Origin of the sequence: Nocardia rhizosphaerae (genome assembly GCF_042650365.1) — a bacterium.
Taxonomy (GTDB): Bacteria; Actinomycetota; Actinomycetes; order Mycobacteriales; family Mycobacteriaceae; genus Nocardia; species Nocardia rhizosphaerae.
In genome coordinates this window covers 1,257,278-1,277,562 of sequence record NZ_JBHSBA010000003.1, presented here as the reverse complement: position 1 = coordinate 1,277,562, position 20,285 = coordinate 1,257,278, and the positions used below count along the sequence as shown (strand labels likewise).

Annotated in this window: 17 protein-coding genes; 2 read left to right on the top strand and 15 right to left on the bottom strand. The window is 69.8% G+C overall.

Going from position 1 to position 20,285, the window contains the following annotated elements:
• Positions 1–2: 2 nt before the first annotated feature.
• Genes eccCa through eccD form a run of 3 tightly spaced genes read right to left on the bottom strand, consistent with a single transcriptional unit; the run spans position 3 to position 6,945 of the window.
• Positions 3–4,070 carry a type VII secretion protein EccCa gene (gene eccCa, locus ACFOW8_RS07395; protein ID WP_378547342.1) on the bottom strand — a complete coding sequence of 1,356 codons (4,068 nt, stop codon included), beginning with the start codon at positions 4,068–4,070 and terminating at the stop codon, positions 3–5.
• Positions 4,071–4,078: 8 nt separating this feature from the next.
• Positions 4,079–5,488 carry a type VII secretion-associated serine protease mycosin gene (gene mycP, locus ACFOW8_RS07390; RefSeq protein ID WP_378547339.1) on the bottom strand — a complete coding sequence of 470 codons (1,410 nt, stop codon included), beginning with the start codon at positions 5,486–5,488 and terminating at the stop codon, positions 4,079–4,081.
• Positions 5,485–6,945 (bottom strand): type VII secretion integral membrane protein EccD, encoded by a 1,461-nt coding sequence (gene eccD / locus ACFOW8_RS07385; protein ID WP_378547336.1) that lies wholly within the window; start codon positions 6,943–6,945, stop codon positions 5,485–5,487. The genes mycP and eccD overlap by 4 nt, the downstream gene beginning before the upstream one ends.
• Before the next feature lie 158 nt (positions 6,946–7,103).
• Between eccD and eccA the strand changes: the two genes are divergently transcribed.
• Complete coding sequence (gene eccA, locus ACFOW8_RS07380) at positions 7,104–8,936, top strand: type VII secretion AAA-ATPase EccA (RefSeq protein ID WP_378547333.1); 1,833 nt, start codon at positions 7,104–7,106, stop codon at positions 8,934–8,936.
• A gap of 12 nt (positions 8,937–8,948) precedes the next feature.
• Here the strand turns inward: eccA and eccB are convergent, their stop codons facing one another.
• Entirely contained in the window at positions 8,949–10,454 is a 1,506-nt protein-coding gene (gene eccB, locus ACFOW8_RS07375; protein WP_378547330.1) for a type VII secretion protein EccB, read from the bottom strand.
• A gap of 117 nt (positions 10,455–10,571) precedes the next feature.
• Between eccB and eccE the strand changes: the two genes are divergently transcribed.
• On the top strand, positions 10,572–12,308 hold the full coding sequence (gene eccE, locus ACFOW8_RS07370) for a type VII secretion protein EccE (RefSeq protein ID WP_378547327.1): 1,737 nt from the start codon (positions 10,572–10,574) through the stop codon (positions 12,306–12,308).
• A 60-nt stretch (positions 12,309–12,368) separates the two neighbouring features.
• Here eccE and ACFOW8_RS07365 read toward each other — a convergent pair whose 3' ends face one another.
• The 11 genes from ACFOW8_RS07365 to ACFOW8_RS07315 all read right to left on the bottom strand — a co-directional run bounded on the left by ACFOW8_RS07365 (position 12,369) and on the right by ACFOW8_RS07315 (position 20,180).
• A complete protein-coding gene (locus tag ACFOW8_RS07365; RefSeq protein ID WP_378547324.1) occupies positions 12,369–12,662 on the bottom strand; it encodes a WXG100 family type VII secretion target in 294 nt (97 codons plus the stop codon).
• 45 nt (positions 12,663–12,707) lie between these two features.
• Positions 12,708–13,040: a WXG100 family type VII secretion target gene (locus ACFOW8_RS07360; RefSeq protein ID WP_378547321.1), complete on the bottom strand. Its 333-nt coding sequence runs from the start codon at positions 13,038–13,040 to the stop codon at positions 12,708–12,710.
• 40 nt (positions 13,041–13,080) lie between these two features.
• The gene (locus ACFOW8_RS07355) at positions 13,081–13,872 is read right to left on the bottom strand and encodes an ESX secretion-associated protein EspG (protein ID WP_378547318.1); all 792 of its coding nucleotides are present in this window, start codon (positions 13,870–13,872) and stop codon (positions 13,081–13,083) included.
• Positions 13,869–14,843 carry a PPE domain-containing protein gene (locus ACFOW8_RS07350; protein WP_378547315.1) on the bottom strand — a complete coding sequence of 325 codons (975 nt, stop codon included), beginning with the start codon at positions 14,841–14,843 and terminating at the stop codon, positions 13,869–13,871. The genes ACFOW8_RS07355 and ACFOW8_RS07350 overlap by 4 nt, the downstream gene beginning before the upstream one ends.
• Positions 14,843–15,145: a PE family protein gene (locus tag ACFOW8_RS07345; protein ID WP_378547312.1), complete on the bottom strand. Its 303-nt coding sequence runs from the start codon at positions 15,143–15,145 to the stop codon at positions 14,843–14,845. Before ACFOW8_RS07345 ends, ACFOW8_RS07350 begins: the two co-directional genes overlap by 1 nt.
• Positions 15,146–15,173: 28 nt before the next feature.
• Positions 15,174–16,523, bottom strand: a complete 1,350-nt coding sequence (locus tag ACFOW8_RS07340; protein WP_378547309.1) for a hypothetical protein — start codon at positions 16,521–16,523, stop codon at positions 15,174–15,176.
• Between the two features lie 2 nt (positions 16,524–16,525).
• Entirely contained in the window at positions 16,526–16,837 is a 312-nt protein-coding gene (locus ACFOW8_RS07335) for a type VII secretion target (protein ID WP_378547306.1), read from the bottom strand.
• 100 nt (positions 16,838–16,937) lie between these two features.
• The gene (locus ACFOW8_RS07330) at positions 16,938–17,234 is read right to left on the bottom strand and encodes a YbaB/EbfC family nucleoid-associated protein (RefSeq protein WP_378547303.1); all 297 of its coding nucleotides are present in this window, start codon (positions 17,232–17,234) and stop codon (positions 16,938–16,940) included.
• 25 nt (positions 17,235–17,259) lie between these two features.
• The gene (locus tag ACFOW8_RS07325) at positions 17,260–17,592 is read right to left on the bottom strand and encodes a hypothetical protein (RefSeq protein WP_378547300.1); all 333 of its coding nucleotides are present in this window, start codon (positions 17,590–17,592) and stop codon (positions 17,260–17,262) included.
• Between the two features lie 9 nt (positions 17,593–17,601).
• Positions 17,602–18,375 (bottom strand): ESX secretion-associated protein EspG, encoded by a 774-nt coding sequence (locus tag ACFOW8_RS07320; RefSeq protein WP_378547297.1) that lies wholly within the window; start codon positions 18,373–18,375, stop codon positions 17,602–17,604.
• Positions 18,372–20,180 (bottom strand): hypothetical protein, encoded by a 1,809-nt coding sequence (locus tag ACFOW8_RS07315; protein WP_378547294.1) that lies wholly within the window; start codon positions 20,178–20,180, stop codon positions 18,372–18,374. Before ACFOW8_RS07315 ends, ACFOW8_RS07320 begins: the two co-directional genes overlap by 4 nt.
• Positions 20,181–20,285 lie beyond the last annotated feature (105 nt).

Here is a 20,285-nt window from a genome sequence, read left to right as displayed (position 1 = left end):
CGTCACAGCGGGGGCAGGTCGGCGATGTGGACCATCTCGACGCCCTGACTACGCGAAACCAGGGTGCCACGGCCCGGCGGCAGCTTGCTCGGCCTGATCTCGCCGATGAGCTTGCCCTCGTCCCGCGACCCGCTCATGATCAGCGTCTGCACCGACAGGTTCTTCATGGCGCCGAGGACCGGGTCGTAGAGGGCCCTCGACACTCCGCCCATGCGGCGGGTCACCACCAGGTGCAAACCGATGTCGCGGGCCTGCGGCAGGTATTCGAGCAGCGGCGCGAAGGGGTTGATCGAACCGGTGACCACCATGTCGTAGTCGTCGACGACGACGTAGATCTCCGGACCCGACCACCAGCTCCGGTCCCGCAACTGCTGCTGGGTGATGTCGGCACCGGGAATGCGCTTGGACAGGTAGGTGGCGACCTCGGCGATCATCGGCCCACAGGTCTGCGACGACGTGGAGTAGCCGGCGAGCTGATCGCCTTCCAGCACGCCGAGCATGGTGCGCCGGTAGTCGATGAGGATCACCCGCGCCTCGTCGGCGGTGGACTGCTCGGCGATGCCCATCACGATATTGCGCAGCAGCGTCGTCTTGCCGCATTCCACGTCGGCGAAGGCCATGAAGTGCGGTTCGACACCGAAATCCAGGACCAGCGGCTGCAATTCGGACTCGCCGAGGCCGACGACGATCTTGGTCCGGTCCAGTGTGACGCCGTGCTCGCCTGCGGTGTGCATCACCTGTTCGCGCGGGAAGCTCAGCGGCAGCATGCGCACTTCCGGTGCGCGACGGCCGGGATAGAGCGCGACGAGTTCCTCGCGCGCCCTGGTGACGCCGTCGGCCACGGTGGCCGGGTCGGAGTCGGAATCCAGACGCGGCAACGCGATCAGCATGTGCAGGTGCTCGGCCGTGAGACCGCGGCCCGGCCTGCCGACTGGAACCTGGTGCGCGATCCGGCGGCCCATCTCCGAGTCGCTCGGATCGCCGAGGCGCAGCTCGATCCTGGTACCGATCTGGTCCTTGACCACCGGCCGGATCTCCGCCCAGCGCGAGGCGCCGAGCATCACGTGGATGCCGAAGGAAAGACCCTGCGCGGCAATGGCGTTGATCTGGCCTTCGAGCATGTCGAATTCCTCGCGGATCGCGGCCCAGCCGTCGATCACCAGGAACACGTCACCGAAGTGGTCGGCGGCCATCGGATCACCGGGAGCCGCGGTGGTGCCGTTGATCTGGCGAGCCTCCAGCGCGGCGAACTTGCGCCTGCGGAACTCCGGCATGGATTCGATGCCGAGTTCGGCGAAGCGTTCCTCGCGCTGACGCATCAGCGTGGTGAGCTCGGCGATGGTGCGGCGCACCCGATCTCCGTCGAGACGTCCGGCGACCGAACCGACATGCGGGATGCCCGACAGGCCCGCCATGCTGCCACCACCGAAGTCGAGGCAGTAGAACTGCACCTGTTCGGGCGTGTGGGTGGCCGCGGCGGCCATGACGATGGTGCGCAGGGTCGTCGACTTGCCCGACTGCGGACCACCGACCACCGCGACATTGCCCAGCGCGCCTGCGAGATTGATGGTGAGCACGTCGCGACGCTGCTCATAGGGCTTGTCGATGACGCCGATCGGCATCCACAGCTGGCCGTGCCGGTTCACCGGCGAGCGCCAGTCGGGGTCGGGCAGCAGCATGTCGGCGGTCGGCGACTCCTCCAGCGGCGGCAGCCACACCTCATGGGCCGGGCGGCCGTGCCCGGTCAGCCGCTTGACCACCACATCGAGCAGCGAATCGGGGATGCCCTCCTCGGCGGGCGCGGCGCCGCCGGGCGGGGGTGGTGGTGGCAGCTCCGGCCTGCCGCGCAGCACCGGCTCCTCTGCCTGCTCCGGCTCCGGCTCGGCCACCTCCACCGGGGCCGCGGTGAACACGACGGGACGCCGGCCACCGACGGGGGCGCCCTCGTCGTCGACGACGGTGCCCACCGGCGCCACGTACGGACCCGAGACATAGCTGGCGTTGAACCGGAGCGGTTCGGACGCATCACTTTTCAGGTAACCCGCGCCGGGCACGCTCGGCAGGTGGTAGGCGTCGGTGATGCCGAGCACCGCGCGCGACTCGTTGGCGGAGAAGGTGCGCAGACCGATCCGGTAGGACAGGTGCGATTCCAGGCCGCGCAGCTTGTTCTCCTCCAGCCGCTGCGAGGCCAGCAGCAGGTGCACGTGCAGCGAGCGGCCGAGCCTGCCGATCATCACGAACAGCTCGGCGAAGTCCGGCTTCTGCGAGAGCAGTTCGGAGAACTCGTCGACGACGACGAACAGCGCGGGCAGCGGGTCCAGCGGGACACCGGCGGCGCGCGCCTTCTCGTAGTCGGTGACGTTGGCGTAGTTGCCCGCCGAGCGCAGCAGTTCCTGGCGGCGGTTCATCTCACCGGCCAGCGCATCCTTCATGCGGTCGACGAGGGAGAGCTCTTCCTCGAGGTTGGTGATCACCGCGGCGACGTGCGGCAGCGAGTCGAGCCCGAGGAAGGTCGCACCGCCCTTGAAGTCGACGAGCACCAGGTTGAGTGCGTCGGGCGAGTGCGTGGTGACCATCGACAGCACCAGCGTGCGCAGGAATTCCGACTTGCCGGAGCCGGTGGCACCGATACACAGACCGTGCGGGCCCATGCCGTTCTCGGCCGATTCCTTGATGTCGATCTCGACCGGTGAGCCGTCGGGGGTGATCCCGATCGGCACCCGCAGCCGTTCACGGGCGGTGCGCGGGCGCCATACCCTGGCCGGATCGATCTGGGCGGCGTCGGGGATGCGCAGCAGCGCCATCAGGCCCGGATCGCTGGCCGTGCCCTCGCCGAGGCTCACGATCTGCGCCGCGGTGGCCAGCCGGTAGCGGGCGAGGTTACGGGCGAAGGATTCCGCCTCGGCCACGCTCACGTCGTCGGCGGTGGCGAACCGTTCGACGCCGGCCGCGCTGCGCGCCGAGACCGCGCCGTCGCCGACCACCAGCTGCAGACCACGGCGCGCGGCCAGGCCGTTCTCGGGGGCGGTGAGGTCGAGCACGGTCACCGAGTCGAGGCCGGATTCGCTGATGACCCGCTCGTTGCCGCTGATATAGCCGTCGTCGATCACGATCACCAGGTGCAGCCTGCCCTGTGTCGGCTGCGGATTGCGCATGAAACGGCCGCGCTCGAGCAACTCGGTCTGCAGTGCCGTTTCCAGTTCGCTCAGCGAGGTGTACATCATCCTGGCCGAGCCCATGCCGTCGCGCTGGGTCGGATGCTGCACGTGCGGAAGCCATTTCGCCCAGCCCCAGTGCACGTCGGGGTCGGCGGCCACGATGGCGACCGCGAGATGGTCCGGCCCGTGAAAGGTGGTCAGCTCCATCACCATGGCGCGCACCAGTTTCCGCGCTTGCGCCAGGTCGCCGCCGATATTGACCGCGGGGAAGGCACGCAATGACACCGCGGTCGGGAGTCCGTGCACCACCGAATGGGTGCGGACGAAACGCCGCAGCGCCACCGTCGACACCGGCTCCAGGTCCTCGAGCGGGCCGGTCTCCGGCCTGGCCAGTTTGGTGGCGAGGCGGTGGCTGCCGACGCCGACCCGCACGTGCCCGAAGTCGGGATCGTTGGGGCGCCGCTCCCACATCCGCCTGCTGCCGACCAGCGCGGCGAGGTCGGCGGGTTCGGGATGGCTCCAGCCCAGCGTCTCCAGCTGTTTGACGCCGGTGCTTCGCACATCCTTGCGCACCTGGTCGAGGTAGCGGAAGTAGTCCTTGCGTTCCTCGTTGAGCTCGACGGCGCGCTTGGGGCCACCGCCGCGCATGCCGGCCATCATGCCGACCATCGACATGAGCATCATCATCGGGAACATCATCATCATCGGGTTCGCCAGCAGATTGCGACCCATCGTCGCCATCATCGCGATCATGCCGACGACCGCGATCACCATGATCACCGGCATGATCTTCATCATCAGCGGCGCCGGGATCGCGCGCTGCAACTCCGGCGGCGGGGTGAGCGCGACCTCGCCACCAGGTGCGCGCGGCGGCGCGATCCTGGGTCGGCGGACGAAACCTTCGGTAGCCATCGTTGCCTCTACTCGAATTCCGAATTCAGGTCTGCTCGCCGTTTGCGGAACGGAAAGCCGAGTGCGGCACCGACTCCGAGCAGGGTGAGCAGGGTAAGGGAGCCGATGATCGCCACCTGGCGCGGCCGTGGGTCCGGCGGTGGCGGTGGGGTCGGTGCCGGAAAGGCATAGCCGCGGTCGGCGCCGACGCTCACCGGATCGGTGGGCAGCGGCGCGGTGAGCGCGGCGAGCGGGTCGATCAGCCCCGCCCCGATCGCGTCGTCGCGACCGCGGCCCGGCGCGTGCGCGGTACGGGTGATCCGCTCGATCACCTGCCCGGCACCGAGCTCGGGGAACCTGGCCCGCACCAGGGCCGCCAAGCCGGCGACATACGGTGCGGCGAAACTGGTTCCGTCGACCGGCTGCACGCCCTGCATGGTCTGTACGCCGTCGACGAGGCCGGTGCCACCGGGCTTGCTGTCCAGCGAGACGATATTGCGCCCGATCGCGGCGGCGCCGACCCACGGGCCGCGCAGGGACAGCGCCGACGGGGTGCCGTCGGCGTCTACCGAGGCCACCGACAGCACGTACGGCGTGAACCAGGCCGGGGTGGGGATAGTCGCGACCGAACCCCACCCCGAACCCTCGTTCTGGGTCTCACACGCGCCGCCGGTCTCCACATTGCCCGCCGCGGCCACCACCACGACATCGCGGTCGTAGGCGTATTTCACCGCGGCGCCGAGTGAGCTGTCGGCGGTATCGGAACCGGCCGCGGTACAGGCGACCTCGGAGATATTGATGACGGTGGCGCCCATATCGACCGCGCGGACCACGGCCGCGGCCAGGGTGAGCACACTGCCGTAGCCGTCGCTGCGCAGTTCGCCCGGCGGCTTGTTACCGCCCCGCCGGTCCTTCGGTTCGTAAGCGAGGCTGAGCTGGCGGATGGACAGGATCTCGGCGTCGGGCGCGACCCCGACGAACGCGTCGTCGGGCGACGGCCTGGCGGCGATGATGCCCGCCACCAGCGTGCCGTGGCCGTCGCAGTCGACGGTGCCGTCGGTGTCACTGACGTAATCGCCGCCTGCCTGGAGTGCGGGCAGCCGCGGGTGCCGATTCACCCCGGTGTCGATCACCGCCACCTTCTGGCCGCCGCCGCGGCTGAACTGCCAGGCCGCGGGCAGGTCGAGCACCTGCTGCGCGATCGGCGGTTCACTCGGCGGGGAACCGCGCAGCAGTGGCTCGGCGCACAGCTCGCGCTGTTCGGTCGGTTCCAGCGGCGCGGGCCTGGCGCTGAGCACGACCGCGGCCTCCAGCGCGCCGGGATCGATGGCGGGCGGCGCGATGGCGGCGGCGGGCGCAGGCACGCCTGCCACCGCGGACAGCAATGCGGCCGCGCAGGTCAGCCGGACGAGCGCGCGCCGTTGGGGCGGGCGGGTCATATGTTGCGCGCGGTCGAGTACACGTCCATGACCCACAGTGCCAGTGGGATCAGCGCGATGATCAGCAGGTATTCGAAGATCTCGATCATCCGCCGCGTCACCGGGGTCACCTCGACGTGCGGGCCGATCACCCCGAAGCAGACCACGGCCAGCGCGGCGACGAGCAGCAGCGCCACCGCGCCGAACTCGAGCGAGCCGTGCCCGAGACCGAGGCCTGCCACCACCGCCAGCATGGTCAGCCCGCCGCCCGCGATCAGGGTCGCGGCCTGGCCGAGATCGGCGAAGGAACGGCCGCGCAGGCACAGGATGATCGCGGTGATCACCGCGAGCGCGACACCGCCGGAATGGAACGGCCCCAACGGATCGGCGGCCCCAACGGCACCGATCCCGGCCGCGACCGCGCAGGCGGCGACCAGTCCGGTCTGGATCTGATTGGCCACCCGTGCGCGCTCGCCGAGTCCGGCGGCCGATGGCAGCGCGATCGCGCCGACCGCGCCGATGCCCTCGATGGTCGGACGCTGCTCGTGGTCGGCGGGGTCGATCGCGCCGCCCGCGGTCGGCACCGGCGGGATGGGCAGCCGGGCGACCAGCGCGGCCAGTCTCGGCACCGACGACAGCAGCACGATCGCGGCGATCAGCACGCCTGCGAACAGCTTCGGCAGTCCCGGATGCCAGATCAGGTGGACGGTCGCGGTCACGGCCGCGATGACGCTCATGGTGATCGCCGCCGCGAACAGCCCGGCCCCGATCCCGGTGACGCGATAGCCGACGATCCCGCCGACCAGCACCACGACACTGCCGAGCAACACGTGCGCCGACCCGAGCTGACCGGGAACCACCAGCGCGCCGCCGCCGAACAACAGCAGCAGGGCGTCGAGCGACAACCAGTTCCCCGTCACCGGGTCGAGGTACTTACGCGCCGCGATCCCGGCCGCGGCACTGGCCACGATCCCGGTGCCGAGCAGCGCGAACGCGGGGGCGAGCGGATCGCTGTCGGCCCGCGAGACGATCAGCAGGGCCAGCGCCGCGAGGATCGCGACGGTGCCGAGCACCAGGCCGGTCAGTCGCGCCGCCGGCCCCGACCAGCTGCGGAATTCGCCTGCGGTGAGCCGCGATACGGCATCGATCACGTCGTCGAACAGGGCCGGGGATTCCTTACGGGTCACCGGGCTCAGCACCAGCAGCTCGCCGTCGTAGACCTCGGCCTCGGTGAGCGTGCGGCTCGGCGCGAGCGGGTCCTGCCCGAGCCGTGCCAGCGTCCAGTGCTGGGCGCGCGCAGGCGCGGCGTCCTCGTCGCCGTCGGGCAGGCGGGGATCGCGGGAGCGGATCAATGCCACGAGATCGCCGATGAATCCCGCGATCGGCACCGTGGCGGGCAGGCCGATGTCGAGCTGCGTGTCACCCCCGATCACCGAAACCCGGCATAGTTCGGGCTCATTGCCTAACAACGTCGACACCAGTGATGAACTCTCAGTCGTAGCTGACTACTTCCGTTGCGACCACCCGGCAGCGTTACCTAATCTAACGGACAGGGCAAGTCGGCGCGATCGCAGCCGGGACGTCCAGTTGAACGTAATGCATACACCAGACGAAGATTTCGGGGTCGCAGACGCATATGCCAGACATTCGCCAAGCCCAGCGGGCCTTCGACGCAGGCGTTCTGTCGCTCGGTCTCGCCATCGATGGCCAGGAGTCGGCGCGCGACAGCGAATACGCCAAGTTGGCATTCCAGCGGGCCACCGAATGGGATCCCTCGATGTGCGACGCCTGGCTCGGCCGGGCCGCCGCGGGCGAGGTCACCAAGGAAGTTCTGTTCAACCTGCACCGCACCAGCCTCGACTCGCTCGGCCGGGAACAGCGCAGGCTCGGCCTCGCCCCGCGCGCCATGGCAGGCCGGTTCCTGCCCGGCCTCTACATCGACTACCCGCTGGCCGGGCTCACCGAGATCTGGCTGGCGTGGGCTGCGCAGCTGATCACCGATCAGGACTACGACCAGGCCGAGAAGATCCTCGACGAGCTGGCCGAGCTGCGCCGCGCCAGGCCCGACGATCCGGACAAGCAGATCGACGACCGGATCAGCACCTACATCCGCGGCATCCTGCACTACAACACCCAGCGCTGGTCCGATGTGATGACCGTGCTCGCCGGCTCGGCGGACTGGAAGGACCCGTATCTGGCGACCGGCGCGCATGTGATGGTCGGTACCGCCTGCGCCCAGCTCGGCCTGTTCGGCGAGGCCATCCGGCGGATGGAAGCCGCTGAGGCCGGACCTATTCCGTCCGCGCGTTTCACCGCCATGTACAACCGGGGGCTGTGCCTGCGCGAGGCGGGCAACGAGACCGAGGCGCAGGCGCTGTTCGAGCAGGTGTATTCGCAGCTGCCCGATTTCGCGGCCAATACGACGGCCATGCGCGACCGCACCTTCCGGATCGTGGTCACCAGCCGCGAGGCCATCGACGCCAGGACCGACCGGTGGGATCCGGCCTCGGCGCCGACACTGGCCCAGCTCGACCAGGCCGATGCCGAGGACAGGGCCAAAACCGTGCTGGCCGAGGCGCGCGCCGAACTCGACAAGCAGGTCGGCCTCGCCTCGGTGAAGACCCAGGTGGCCAAGCTGCAGTCCTCGGCGCAGCTGGCCAAGATCCGGGCCGAGAAGGGGCTGTCGAGCCAGTCCCGCGGCCAGCACCTGGCTTTCACCGGGCCGCCGGGAACCGGTAAGACCACCATCGCGCGGGTGGTCGCCAAGATCTACTGCGGTGTCGGGCTGCTCAAGACCGACAAGGTGGTCGAGGCCAAGCGCGTCGACTTCGTCAGCCAGAACCTCGGTGGCACCGCGATCAAATCCGAGAAGCTGATCGACAGTGCGATGGACGGCGTGCTGTTCATCGACGAGGCGTACACACTGATCCAGACCGGCCTTTCCGGTGGTGACGCGTTCGGCCGCGAGGCCGTCGACACCCTGCTGGCCAGGATGGAGAACGACCGTGACCGGCTGGTCGTGATCATCGCCGGGTACGACGGCGAGATCGACCGCCTGCTCGCCGCCAACGACGGTCTGGCCTCGCGCTTCGCCAAGCGGTTGCAGTTCCCGTCCTACACCCCCGCCGAGCTGGGGCAGATCGGCGAGATCATCGCGGGCAGCCGGGATTCCCAGCTGTCGGCGGCGGCGCTGGACGCGCTGGTCGAATCCTGCACGTTCCTCTACGAATTGGAGAGCACCGATCAGAGCGGGCAGCCGCGGCGCGGTGTCGACCTCGCCGGTAACGGTCGCTTCATCCGCAATGTGATCGAGGCGGCCGAGGAGGAGCGGGAGTTCCGGCTCGCCAACGATGCCGACCTCGACCTGTCCGCGGTCGACGACGATGTGCTCATGCGGATCGAGGAATCCGATATGCGCACCGCGCTGAGCGGCATCATCGCCACCTTGAACGTCGGTCGGCCGACGTAGCGGCCGCGTCGGCTACTTCGCGGGCGGCAGGGAGTCGAAGCTGGTGAGCGCGTCGCGCTCGGACAGCGTCGGCCCTGGCACCAGCTGGCCGATGATCGACCACGGTGCGAGCCGGGGCTTGTCGCCGAGGCCGAGCACGGCTGCGGTCGCGACATCGGGGATGCCGTAGCGCACGCCGTTGTCGGCCACATAGAACAGCGACTCGCGCCGCGGGCTGCCCGGCTCGGTACCGGTGACCTGCACGTACTCACCGGAGCTCGGCGGCAGGTACACCGCGTCGATCCGGTCACCTGTGCCGTCGGCGCTCGACAGCGTCACCGGCTCGGCCGAGTCGGCCAGCGGCAGCTCGGTGCCGGTCAGCAGGGTGAGCACCGCCCGCTCGTCCGGTCCGTCGACGGACTTGCCGGGCGCGACGGCGATGCCGGGGTCCTTGGCCCAGCTCAGGCAGGTGACGGGGGCGTCCTCGGCGGAGATCAACCGCGGCTTGCGTGCGGGGAAGTCCTCGATCGGCAGCGGATGGACGACGGGGGTGCGGTCGAGCATGTCCGGTGCCACCACCGCGATCTCGCGCATGTCGTGGGAGTCGGCGTTGCGCAGCAGCTCGGCGGTGAACTCCGAGACCGGCTGCACACCGTCGGCGAGGACGACGAACAGCGACGCCGCGCCGTCGTCGGCCATGCTCGGCACCGAGATGATGCCGCCCACCGGGATATTCGACAGTTTGCCAGGACCGGGCTCCCCTGCTCCGGCGATCTGCGGCACGGCCAGCGCGGGCGCCTCGATGGTGGCGCCGAGCAGGCCGGGGCCGATCGGGCGCGGCCGCCGGTCCGACAGGCCGAGCGTACGGGCGATCACCGAGTCGGCTGGATCGAGTTCGGCGCGCGAGCCCTGGTACATCAGGTACGTCTTGTCGCCGTGCCGCACCAGCAGGGCGTCGTCGGGACGCGCGGGTCCGATCCGCTCCCCCAGTGTCGGCTCGCCGACGATCGCGGTGGTGAGACCACCGGTCGTGCCCGCGGCGCCGCCGGTGGCCGAGAGCTGGGTGGTCTCGCACAGCGTCCAGTCCGAGCGGTCGCCCTGATCGGAGCCGGGCAGGGCGCCAGGGGCGCCGGGGATACCGAGCAACGGGCCGCGCGGCAGCGAACCGAGCTTGTCGTCCTTCACCGATTTCGGTGATTCCGCGGCACCGGCGATCAGCCGGGCCGAGGCCAGATTCAGCACCGGGTGCAGGGTCTTGGCACCGTCTTCGCTTTCCACGACGACATACATGGCGCCGCTCTGCTTGCCGGTGACGATCAACGAATCACCGACCGAACCCTGCGGCTTGAGCAAGCCGAGAATGGCGGCACCGGCCACCACGATCAGCCCGAGTACCGCGCCGACCATCATCGACCGGCTCTGCGAACGCATCGGATCGTGCAGCATGCGCACATCGCGGCGGATCAGCGCGTGGTCGAGTCTGCGCAAAAGGAACCGATAACCGTTGACCTGGGCCTTGGTCGTCAGCTGTGCCGGCACACGCACTCCATTACTGCGATGATCACGTTCTCGTTCGACACGGTACCGTAATTCCCGAACGGCCCCGCACCATGATTCGACGTATGCCAGCCAGGGACAACGATTTTGAACAATGGGATGAACGCCAGGGAAACCGGCGAAGACAACGTTTACGACACCTTGCGTGATCCGGAATTCTGGCTGTTCCGCGTTTTTCCGCTCTGGTCCTGCGTTCCCGTCGCGATTCTCGCCGCCGTCGTGGCCTGGGTGGTGCTGGCGACCACCGATTCGGTCCCGTGGACGATCGGCGCGGCGGTGCTGGTGCTGCTGATCGGGCTGGTGCCGATCCGCCGTCGCACGCCCGCGGTCCGGTTCGGCGGCTGGCTGGCGCGTAGGCTGCGCGGCCGCACCGACACCCTCGACCGAGCCCCCGCCTTCGACGTACCGCTGGCCGAGGGCGGTGGCTGCGGCGTGCGCTGGGACGGCGACCTGCTGCTGACCATGCTGCGCATCGATCCGCCACCGGACACCCTGACACTGCTGCGGCGCGGATCGCTCAGCGCCGATCAGCTGCTGCCGCTCACCGAGATCGCACGCTGCCTCGATCAGTTCGACGTGCAGCTGGCCGGGATCGACGTGATCTCCACCGGCGCGCGGACCGCGGGCACCGGGGCCGCCGCCCACCTCTACGACCGCATTCTCGGACCGCTGCCCGCCATCGCGCACCGCACCTGCTGGCTGGTGCTCCGCCTCGATCCGGTCGCCAATGCCGCCGCGGTGGACAAGCGCGGCGGCGGCGCGGAGGGCGCGCTGCGCACGATGATCATCGCGACGCGCCGGGTCGCGAACCGGCTGGCCACCAGCGGCATCGACACGGCGGTGCTCACCGCCACCGAGATGAACAGCGCCGTGCGTGAGCTCACCCACGGGTTCGACCCCTTGCAGCTCACCGAGACCGCCTACGGATTGTCCACCGCGTACCGGTATCTCACGCACTACCAGCTCACCGCCCCGATGATCGGCACGAACGGTCTCGCCGAGATCTGGGCGACACCGAGTCTGTCGACCACGGTGACACTGCGCCTGCACCCTGGTGTGGGTGCGGCTGGGCGCCGCGACGACAAGGCGGGCACTGTCGTGCTCAACGCGGTCGTCCGCTTCGACACCCCCGTCCCGCTGGACGAGAAGCCGCTGCCCGGCTTACGTGAGCTACCCGGCAGCCAGCGCCGGATCCTGCTCGACACCTTGCCGATCGGCGCCGCCGACGATCTCGGTGGTCGCGACGGCTACCGGGGGTCGCTGTCGGCGCTCACCGATATCGCGGTGCCGACCACCGGCTGCGGTCAGCTGATCGGAGCCGACGAACGAGGCCAGGGCATCGCGGTCCCGCTCATCGGGGCGGGCACCAGGCATGTGGATGTGATCGGCAATCTGGACCTGGCCCAGCAGGTGATCCTGCGGGCGACCGCGCTCGGCGCGCATGCGATCGTGCACACCAACCGTCCGCAGGCCTGGCACTCGATGGTCGCCAATCTGGCCACCCCGCAGCTGCTCTCGATCGCACCGCGCGCCGCGGGCGCGTCACCGCAGCCGCAGCCGGGCCCGCCGCCGGTGCCCGCCGCACCGTATCCGACTACCACCGTGCTCGTTTTCGACGGCATCGCGCCGACCGCGCATCTCGGTGGCGCCACCATCGTCGAGGTGCGCACGACCGAGCGGGAACCCGACGCGGTCTCCCCCGATGTCACGCTGGTCCAGGATCCGTCCGCGCCCAACCGGATCACCGTGCGCACCAGCACCGGCAGCGCCACCGTGACCATGGTGACCACCCCCGACGAGATGCACTACATCGGCGAATCGCTGGCCGCGCGTTAGCCGACGACGAAGGCCGACCGGAATCCCGTTCCGATCGGCCTTCGTCGGGTGGCGCGGAGCTCAGAAATCCGCGAAACCGTCGCCGACCTTGCCGTCGGCCTCCAGCGCGCGGTTGAGCGCGAGCTCGACCTGGGCGGCCAGGTCGTCGAGCTGCTTGAGGGTGTCCTCGAGCTCGGTGGTCACGCTCTTGTGCGCGGCGTCGAAGGTGGTGTGGGCGTTGTCACCCTGCAGCGCGGCCTTGAAGTTGGTGGCGGCCGACTCGAGTTCGGTGATCTCGCCCTTCATCTTGCCGCCGTAGGTCTGCAGGTCGCCGAACAGCTCGTTCATCGCCGAGGGATCGTAAAGAATGGTCATGCGCTGTTTCCTTGTCGTATCGAAACCGGATGTGATCGCGAACGATCAGACGAGGTTGGTGTGCGTGACGCCGCCGGTGGAACCGCCACCGCCGCCGAAGCTGCCCGTGTCCATGTTGACGATGGTGTCCTTGCCTGCGTTGATAGCCTCGTTGAACCGGTCGAACTTCTGGTTCAGCGCGTTGGCCTCGTCGTGCCACAGGTTGGCGACCTCGACGAACTTGTCGTGCGCGTCGCCCTTCCAGCCGCGAACGACGGCCTGAGCGGCACCGTCGATCTCGTTGACCGAACGACGCAGGTTACCGATCGCCGTCTCCAGCGCGGAGACGACGTTGTTTACGCCACCGGCTTCTACACCTACTGGTCCCTGAGGGGGCATTGTCGAACCTTTCCTTCTTGATGGGTGACACGGGAAATGGCTATTGCGGCAGCCACCTCCCACCGGGAAGCCCCTCGAGGAGCGCACCGATCGCCTGGGTGAGGCGGTGATCGGTGCCCGGCGTGATGGTGGACCACACCTGCCCGTCGGGCGCCGTCATCGGCGCTACGACGATCCGGCCGCGCGCGGTGTCGTACACCGCGACCGCGCCAGGAGCTCGGGTGGTCAGCCCGTCGTGGTGGATCGCGGCGGTGATCTCGGTGTAGCCGTGGCAGGAGCCGAAGGCAGCGCCGAGCACGGTCGCCTCGTGCGCGTCGATACCGAGCGCGTACATCGCGTCCACATAGTCGGAGGTCGTCGTCGCGGCGTCGAGCCTGCGCGCGAGATCGTCGGCCGCCACACTGACAGTGCCGATCTCGGCCCGCGGGCACGGCGTCAGCGCGGTGAGCAGGAGCCTGGTGAGTTCCCGTTCGGAGCCGTCGATCCAGGGCGCGGTGATCTCGAACGCCGAGCCCGCCCTGGTGGCCACGGCGTGCTGAGTACCGCGGCGCGCCAGGCAGATTCGGCGTTGCCCGTTGCCGCCGTAGCTGCGCGCGGCCAGCTCGGCCTCCGGCTTGGCGAGGGTGAACAGCGCGTCGGCCAGACCGGGTTCGACATCGCCGTACTCGTCGAACACCCCGCCCGCGGTGAGCCCGGCGACGGCCTCGTCGCGCGCGGCCTGCCAGGCCGCGAACGAGTCCTGCTCGGGCCCGACGGCCAGCACCAGCGGCAGGGTCTGCACGCCGAGCCGGTCGGCGACCGCGAGCAGGGAGTCGTTGGTCAGCGTGGTCATTGCGCACCACCGGCCTGGGCCGTTCCGGTCTGCGGTGCCTGCCGTTCGGCGACACCGAGCACCGCGGGCGCGGCTTGGATCTCGCCCTCGGCCACCAGCTGATCGGATTCCTCGTAGGCGATGCCGGCGCGCGGGAAACGCGGTGCGTCCTGCGCGGCGGCGCCCGCCATGGCGCCCGGCACCAGCGGTGTCGCGTGCCCCGATGTGCTCACCGGCGCCGACTGCGGTGCCGGGGTGACCGTGGCCGCCGTCGACTGCACGAAAACGGGTGCGCGATAAGCGGTCTGCACCGGCGCGGGCACGACCGGCATGGCACCGACACCGCTGATCATGCCCATACCCGCCGCCGCGGAACCGGTGGCCTCCGTCGGTGTCGACGAGCCCGCCTGCTCCGCCAGCAGCGCCGCCTCCGGCACGATCGGCGGTGGCGGCACATGCAGCCACGGCGTCGCCAGCGGTTCGGTAGCCGCCTCGTAGCTGCGCATCACCCTGGAGGCGACGGCCTTGGCCACATCGGACTCGGCATCGGTCTCGGCCGCGATGGCCTTGATCGGCGCGCCGAGCGCGGAGCCGATCTGCTCGACGGCCCGCTGCGCCGCGGTGATGGCGGCGATGTCGTTCGCGTTGGGCATGGTGCGGGCAGCCACCTCGTAGGCCAGCACCTGGGCCTGCATCCTCGCCGCGTTGGCCGTGGCGGCGGCCGCGGTTTCCAGCAGCCAGTCGCGCAGGGTGGAAACCCGTTCCCACACTTCGTCGCTGCGGCCGGAACGCCAGGATCCGCGCAGCGTTTGCAGCACCTGCTCGTAGTCGAGCACGGCCGCGCCGAAGGCCGCGGCGAGCCGCGTCCAGGCGGCGGCCGCGTCGGCCATCGGCATCGGTCCGGCACCGGTGGTGAGTTCGGTGGCGAGCCGCTCGGGCTCGCGCGCCTCCCACACCACACCGGTGAAGCCGGGCTGCGGTGGTTCGATCATCAGGCGTGCAGGCCGCTCGCGTTGTCGGTCTCCATCCGGTCGAACTCGGTGACCTGCGCGCGCAGGGTCGCGGCGAGCTTGCTCATCTCGCGAGCTCCCGCCTCGGCACCGGTCAGGTAGTCGTCGGCGACCCCGTTGGCGGTGGTGGCGGCCCGCGCCGACACCTCCTCGGTGCCCGCCGGCGCCACGTGCAGCGCCGGGGCAACGGCGGTCATCTCGGTGGAGAGCCGGTCGACGATCGCGTCGAGGGCCGAGGCCGCTTTCGCCGCTGCGGCCGAATCGAATTCGAAGGTGTTGCTCATTGCCACTCCTGTCGTGGTCGTGCAGGCGTCACAGTGTGAGTTCTTTGTCCGGCGGCGCTTCGGTGGTCGCCGGCTCGGCGGCGCCGACCACCGGCATGGACACGCCCGCGATCTGGCCGACCACCTCGTCGCCGTGATTGGCGGTGACCAGCTGGGTGTGCACCGCCTCGCTGCCGCCGCCGTCGGCCGCGCGCGCCATCGACGCGCCGGCGGCGCCCATCGGCATGTAGCCGGGTGTCCCTGCGGTACCCGTGTGTGTCGCGCCGCCGGAGGAACCCGAGGTCCCCGCCGTCGGCATGCCGCCGAGTCCGACGGTGGACATGCCGCTGCCGCGACCGCCCTGCCACGGGCTCAGCGGGGTGGACGCGGCGGCCGCCGCGCCACCGAGACCACCGATGGCCCCCGCCCCACCGAGCACACCACCGGCACCGCCCGCGGCGGCGGACGCCGCGTCGTCGGCGCTGATCTCGGCATCGGAGGTCGGGGTGTCGGTGGTGATTCCGGTCGTCGCCGACAGCGAGTTCACCTGTTCGGCAAGTGTTCCGAACGACGAGACCGCCGTGCTCGCGGTGCTGATCAGCGGCGTGATCAGGCTCATCAGCTGCGACATCGAGTCCGACGACGCATCGACACCGGTCGGCGCGTTGGTGACCTGCACTTTCTCCCCGGCCTGCGCCATCTCGCCGCTGCGGGCGATCATCTCGCCCTTGGTCTCCGCCGTGATGGCGAGGCCCTCGGCCATCGCCTCCATGGTCGCCGCGATCAGGACCGCCTGGCCACCCGGTGTCGCCGCGTAGAGCGGGGCGAGCGCCAGCGTGGCCGAATAGCGCGCGATCACCGCGGCGAGCTTCGCGCCACCGATGGCGACATTGCCTGCCGCGTGGGTGAGCACCGCCTTCTCCTGCGTGCTCTGGGCGGCGAGCTTGACACCGTCGGACTGGGCGGCGGTCGCCTTGTTCGTCGCCTCGGTCGCCGCCGCGCTCTGCCAGAGCTGCATCACCGTCTGCAAGGCGGTGGAGCCGAGCGACATCACCGTCTCGAGCACCGAGCTGATATTCGTCAGCGCCTCGGCCGGATTGGTCGACGTGCCGGAGTCCGAGGTGGACGTGGTGCCGCCGAGCGCGCCGGTGCCGAACGCCGCGGCCAGGTCGGTGAGCGGCTGCATGAGCGCGGTCAGATCGAGCGTCGGCAGCGGTGGCAGCTCCGGCAGCTGGATGAACTCGGGCAGCTGCGGCAGCTGCGGCAGTCCCATCGAACCGAGGACCTGGCTCACCGGCTGGTCGAGCATGGGCGCCATCGCGCTACCGCGCAGCAGCTCGAGCACCGTCGGATCGACCGGCACCGCGGCGCCGGCCGTCGCTCCCCCTTGGTCGGTCATGGCTACCTGTCGACCGAGGCGATGCCGAGCTTGGACGCGCCGTCGGCACCCTCGTAGGTGGCGGCCGCTTGGGTGGCGGTCAGCGCGGTACCCGCGTGCACCGCGGCCAGCTCCGCCACCGAGCTGAGGTGATTGGCCTGCGCGTAGGCGAACGACATCAGGAATTCCTGGCCGATCAGGCCGAAAACCGGCACCGCGGCGGCCATGGTGGCCGCCTGGTCGACCGCGCCCGCCTGCGCCACGCCAGCCGCCATGGCCGCAGAGGCACCCGCGTACGCGCGTACCGCATCAGGAACTACCGCAACGTGATTCATGGCTATGTCCAATCCCGAAACAGCCCATGGTGTTTCGTTACTCTATCTACCCGTCGGAAACTTGCGCCACACCAATCGGTGGGTGAAGAACGGTTGAACCTCACGTGCCGTGCTGGTTGTAAGCCGTGACCAGCTCGGCACGCTCGCCGAACGCCCGTTGCGCCGCGGCGCGCGCCGTCGCGACCAGGACCCGCTCGAACTCGGCGGAGCCGAGTTTGCCGATCGCGGTGCCGAATTCCAGTCCGACCAGCGCGCCGGAACCGTCGACGACGGCCGTCACCGCACCGTCGGGCGAGGTCTCCGTCGCCCGGATGCCGTTGGTCGCCTCGGCCAGATCCTGCAGCCGGTACAGCTGACCGCGCACCTTCGCGATCAGCTCGTCCATCGTTTCGACCATCGCCGAGTCCTCCCGTCCGCGTTCCCTAGACCGACCGCAGCCAGCTGTCTGGCTCGGTGTCGTACTCCTGCTCCTCGACGATCTCCGCCGCGGCCACCTCGGCCTCGGTCGGCAGCCCGGTCGCCGCGAGCAGGCCGGGATCGAAACCGGCCTCCGCCAGCTGATTCCGCCGTGCCAACCCGGCCCGCTTGGCCGACTTCTGGCACAGCCGCAGGATCTCCGCGGCCAGCGCCCCCGGATCACCACGCAACTGATCCGCGCCGACGGTGATGCCGACCGGCAACCCCTGCTCGGTAGTACGGACCTCGATGGCACCGGTCAGCGACGCCGCCGTGAACTCGGTGGGAAACTCGTTCATCTGCCCTCCCTACGCCCGATCATCCCTGATGGCTCTGACAACTTCGGCGATCTGCGCGTTGATCAGCGACTCCAGCCTGCGCCGGTCGGCGGGGACCACGCGCGCGGGCGAGCCGGGCACGATGACATACCTACCGTCATCGACCACATCGCGCCAGACGAGATACAGCCGCAGGATGCCACGCGGCCCGAACCGCGACCAGCCCTGCTCGATCTCGATGGTGCCGGTGAGATCCTCCGGCTCCGCCAGGAATCCGGCACCCGGGATCTCCTCGCCGGTGTCGTGCACCAGCGACCGGCTGAACGAGAAGTCCAGGTCGGGCGCGCTGGTGTCGACGAGCTCGAAGTCCCTGCGCCTGCCCGCCTCGGCCGGGCGCAACGCCGCGGCCACCGCGCCGCCGAGCGAGAGCGCGTCGTGCCTGGTGACGGTGAATCCGGCCGAATCAAGCATGGTCGGGCCCGGCTGCTGGCGCACCACGAACGCGTCGTCGCCCTTGCGGACGGCGAGCACCCGCAGTGCCCGCTGCGGGTTCTCGGGCTCGCGACCGTCCACACCGCGGGCGATGACCCGGATATCCGGCCTGGTCAGCGCCTCGATGAGCTGCTCGAGTTCGGCGCCGCCGCGCCTGCGCACCGCCTGCCAGGCTTCGCGCTTGACGAACTGGCTCTCGGAATAGCTCAGCGGTGCACCGCGATAGCTCAGCGGGGCGGGCAGGCCCTCCTCCTTGAGTGCCTCGTACATCGCCGCGAACTCGACGGGGCTGAACTCCAGAACGGCTGTCACTGCTCGATGACCGGTCGTGCCACGATCGGCGCCGCGCCGATCGCCTCTTCCAGATGCTCCACCGAATCGAGGTAGTCGGCGCGCTTGTGCTCCTTCTGCTGCCCGCCCTGGCCCGCCGCGCCACCCATCGGCGCCATCGGCATGCCGCCCATCGGCATCCCCGACCCGCCTGCCAGGCCCGCCCGGCTCGCCATCGCCTCCATCCCGGTGGAGGTGACCGCGGCACGGGGGAACAGGCTCGACGCGTTCTGCAGGTTCGATCCCGGCACGCCCGCGCCACCGCCGCCCGCGCCGCCACCGGCACCGCCGCCGCTCTTGGCCGCCGAGGTCATCTTCTTCGCCTGGTCCTCCAGCGCGGAGCTGAGACCGGCCAGACCCGGCACCGAGGACAGCGCGCTCTGCTCGGCCGCGCTGGTCGCCTGATCCAGCGCCGATTGGGCTGCCGAACTCGCCTGTTCCATCCCGGACGACAGTGCCGATCCGGCCTGTTCGAGACCGCCGGCCGCCTGTTGCGCGGCTTCCTCGGCCGCCTGCCGCGCCGCCTCCTCCGCGGCCCGCGTCGCCTGGTCCGCCGCCGCCTGCTCGGCCGCCTTCAGCGCGTCCTGCGCGGCGCGCTGGGCCGCCTGCTGCTGCAAAGCCGACATGCCGTTCTGGAATCCGGACGACAGGCCTGTCGCGCCGCTACCGGAACCCGAGCCCGAGCCCGAGCCGGTTCCGCTCCCGTTGCCGCTCCCATTGCCGTTGCCACTGCCATCGCCGTAGCCGTTCCCCGTGGTCGCGGGGATCGGATCGGGCAGCACGGCGATCACTCCGCCGGTGTGGTCGACACCGGGGACATAGGTGTTGCGCATTGCCGAGACGTAGCCGCGCTGGTGCTCGAGTTCCTTGCGGGTTTCCCACGCGCGCACCGATTCCGGCACCATCAGTGGGACCTCGGTCGCGCTGACGGCCTGCAGTCCGAGCTTGGTCACGTAGAGCCACTCGGCCGCGTATTGCAGCGCCGTGCCGAGCGCCTTCATCCCTTCGACCAGGTTCGTATTGCCTGTCCCGTAGGCCGCGACGGCCCGGCGCGCACGGTCGGCGCCACCCGCGTTACCCGGGCTGCGCCAGCTGCTCTCGGTCGCGGTCATCGCGTTCGAGAGTTCGACGAACTTCTCGTCGAGCTTGCCCGCGAGCCAACTCCAGTCGACACCCGCCTGGGCGACCGTCGTCGACATGTTCGGGCTCGACAGCGAGGCGATGATCTCCTGGTACTGGTCGTAGGTGAATTGCGACGGGTCTTCGGGACGAACGAGGAGCGGGTCGAAGGTCAGCTCGCCCGGCGGCATGAGCAGGCTGTCGGGGAGACCGCCGCCCTCCTCGCTGAGGATTCGGCTATCGATGCAGAGCACGAACGGTTCCCCCGAGGAGCCGAGACTTTCGGTATTGCCCTTGCCGGACTGGATCCGTTCCCGCAGGGCCTCGAGGTCGACACTCCCGTCGGCATCGGCGGCGGAGTAGTTCCTGCCCGCGGCGAGGAAGGTGTCACTCATATCGTCGAGGATCTGGAGATGGTCTTCCAGAATTCCCGCGAGGTCGCGGCCTTTCGCCGAGAAGCGCTCGGCGAGCGCGGCAGCGGAGGGGATCACCGCGGCGAACGGGTCGAGCGAATCCACCTTGCCCACCTCGGCTTTCACCGAGTTGACCCGGGTCCTGACCTCGATGATCTCGGTGACCAGGCTCTCGATCACACCGGGCTGGAGTTCCAGTGCGCCATTGAGCGACTCCGTGCGCAACCCACTCCACGGATTGGGTGTCTCACCCATACGCGACCGTCCTCCTCATCACCACACGGGCGCCCCTGCGACGAGACCTGCCTGCGATCGATTCTTTCGTCGTAGCAACGATTCTAATGTCGGAGAAATGAATCC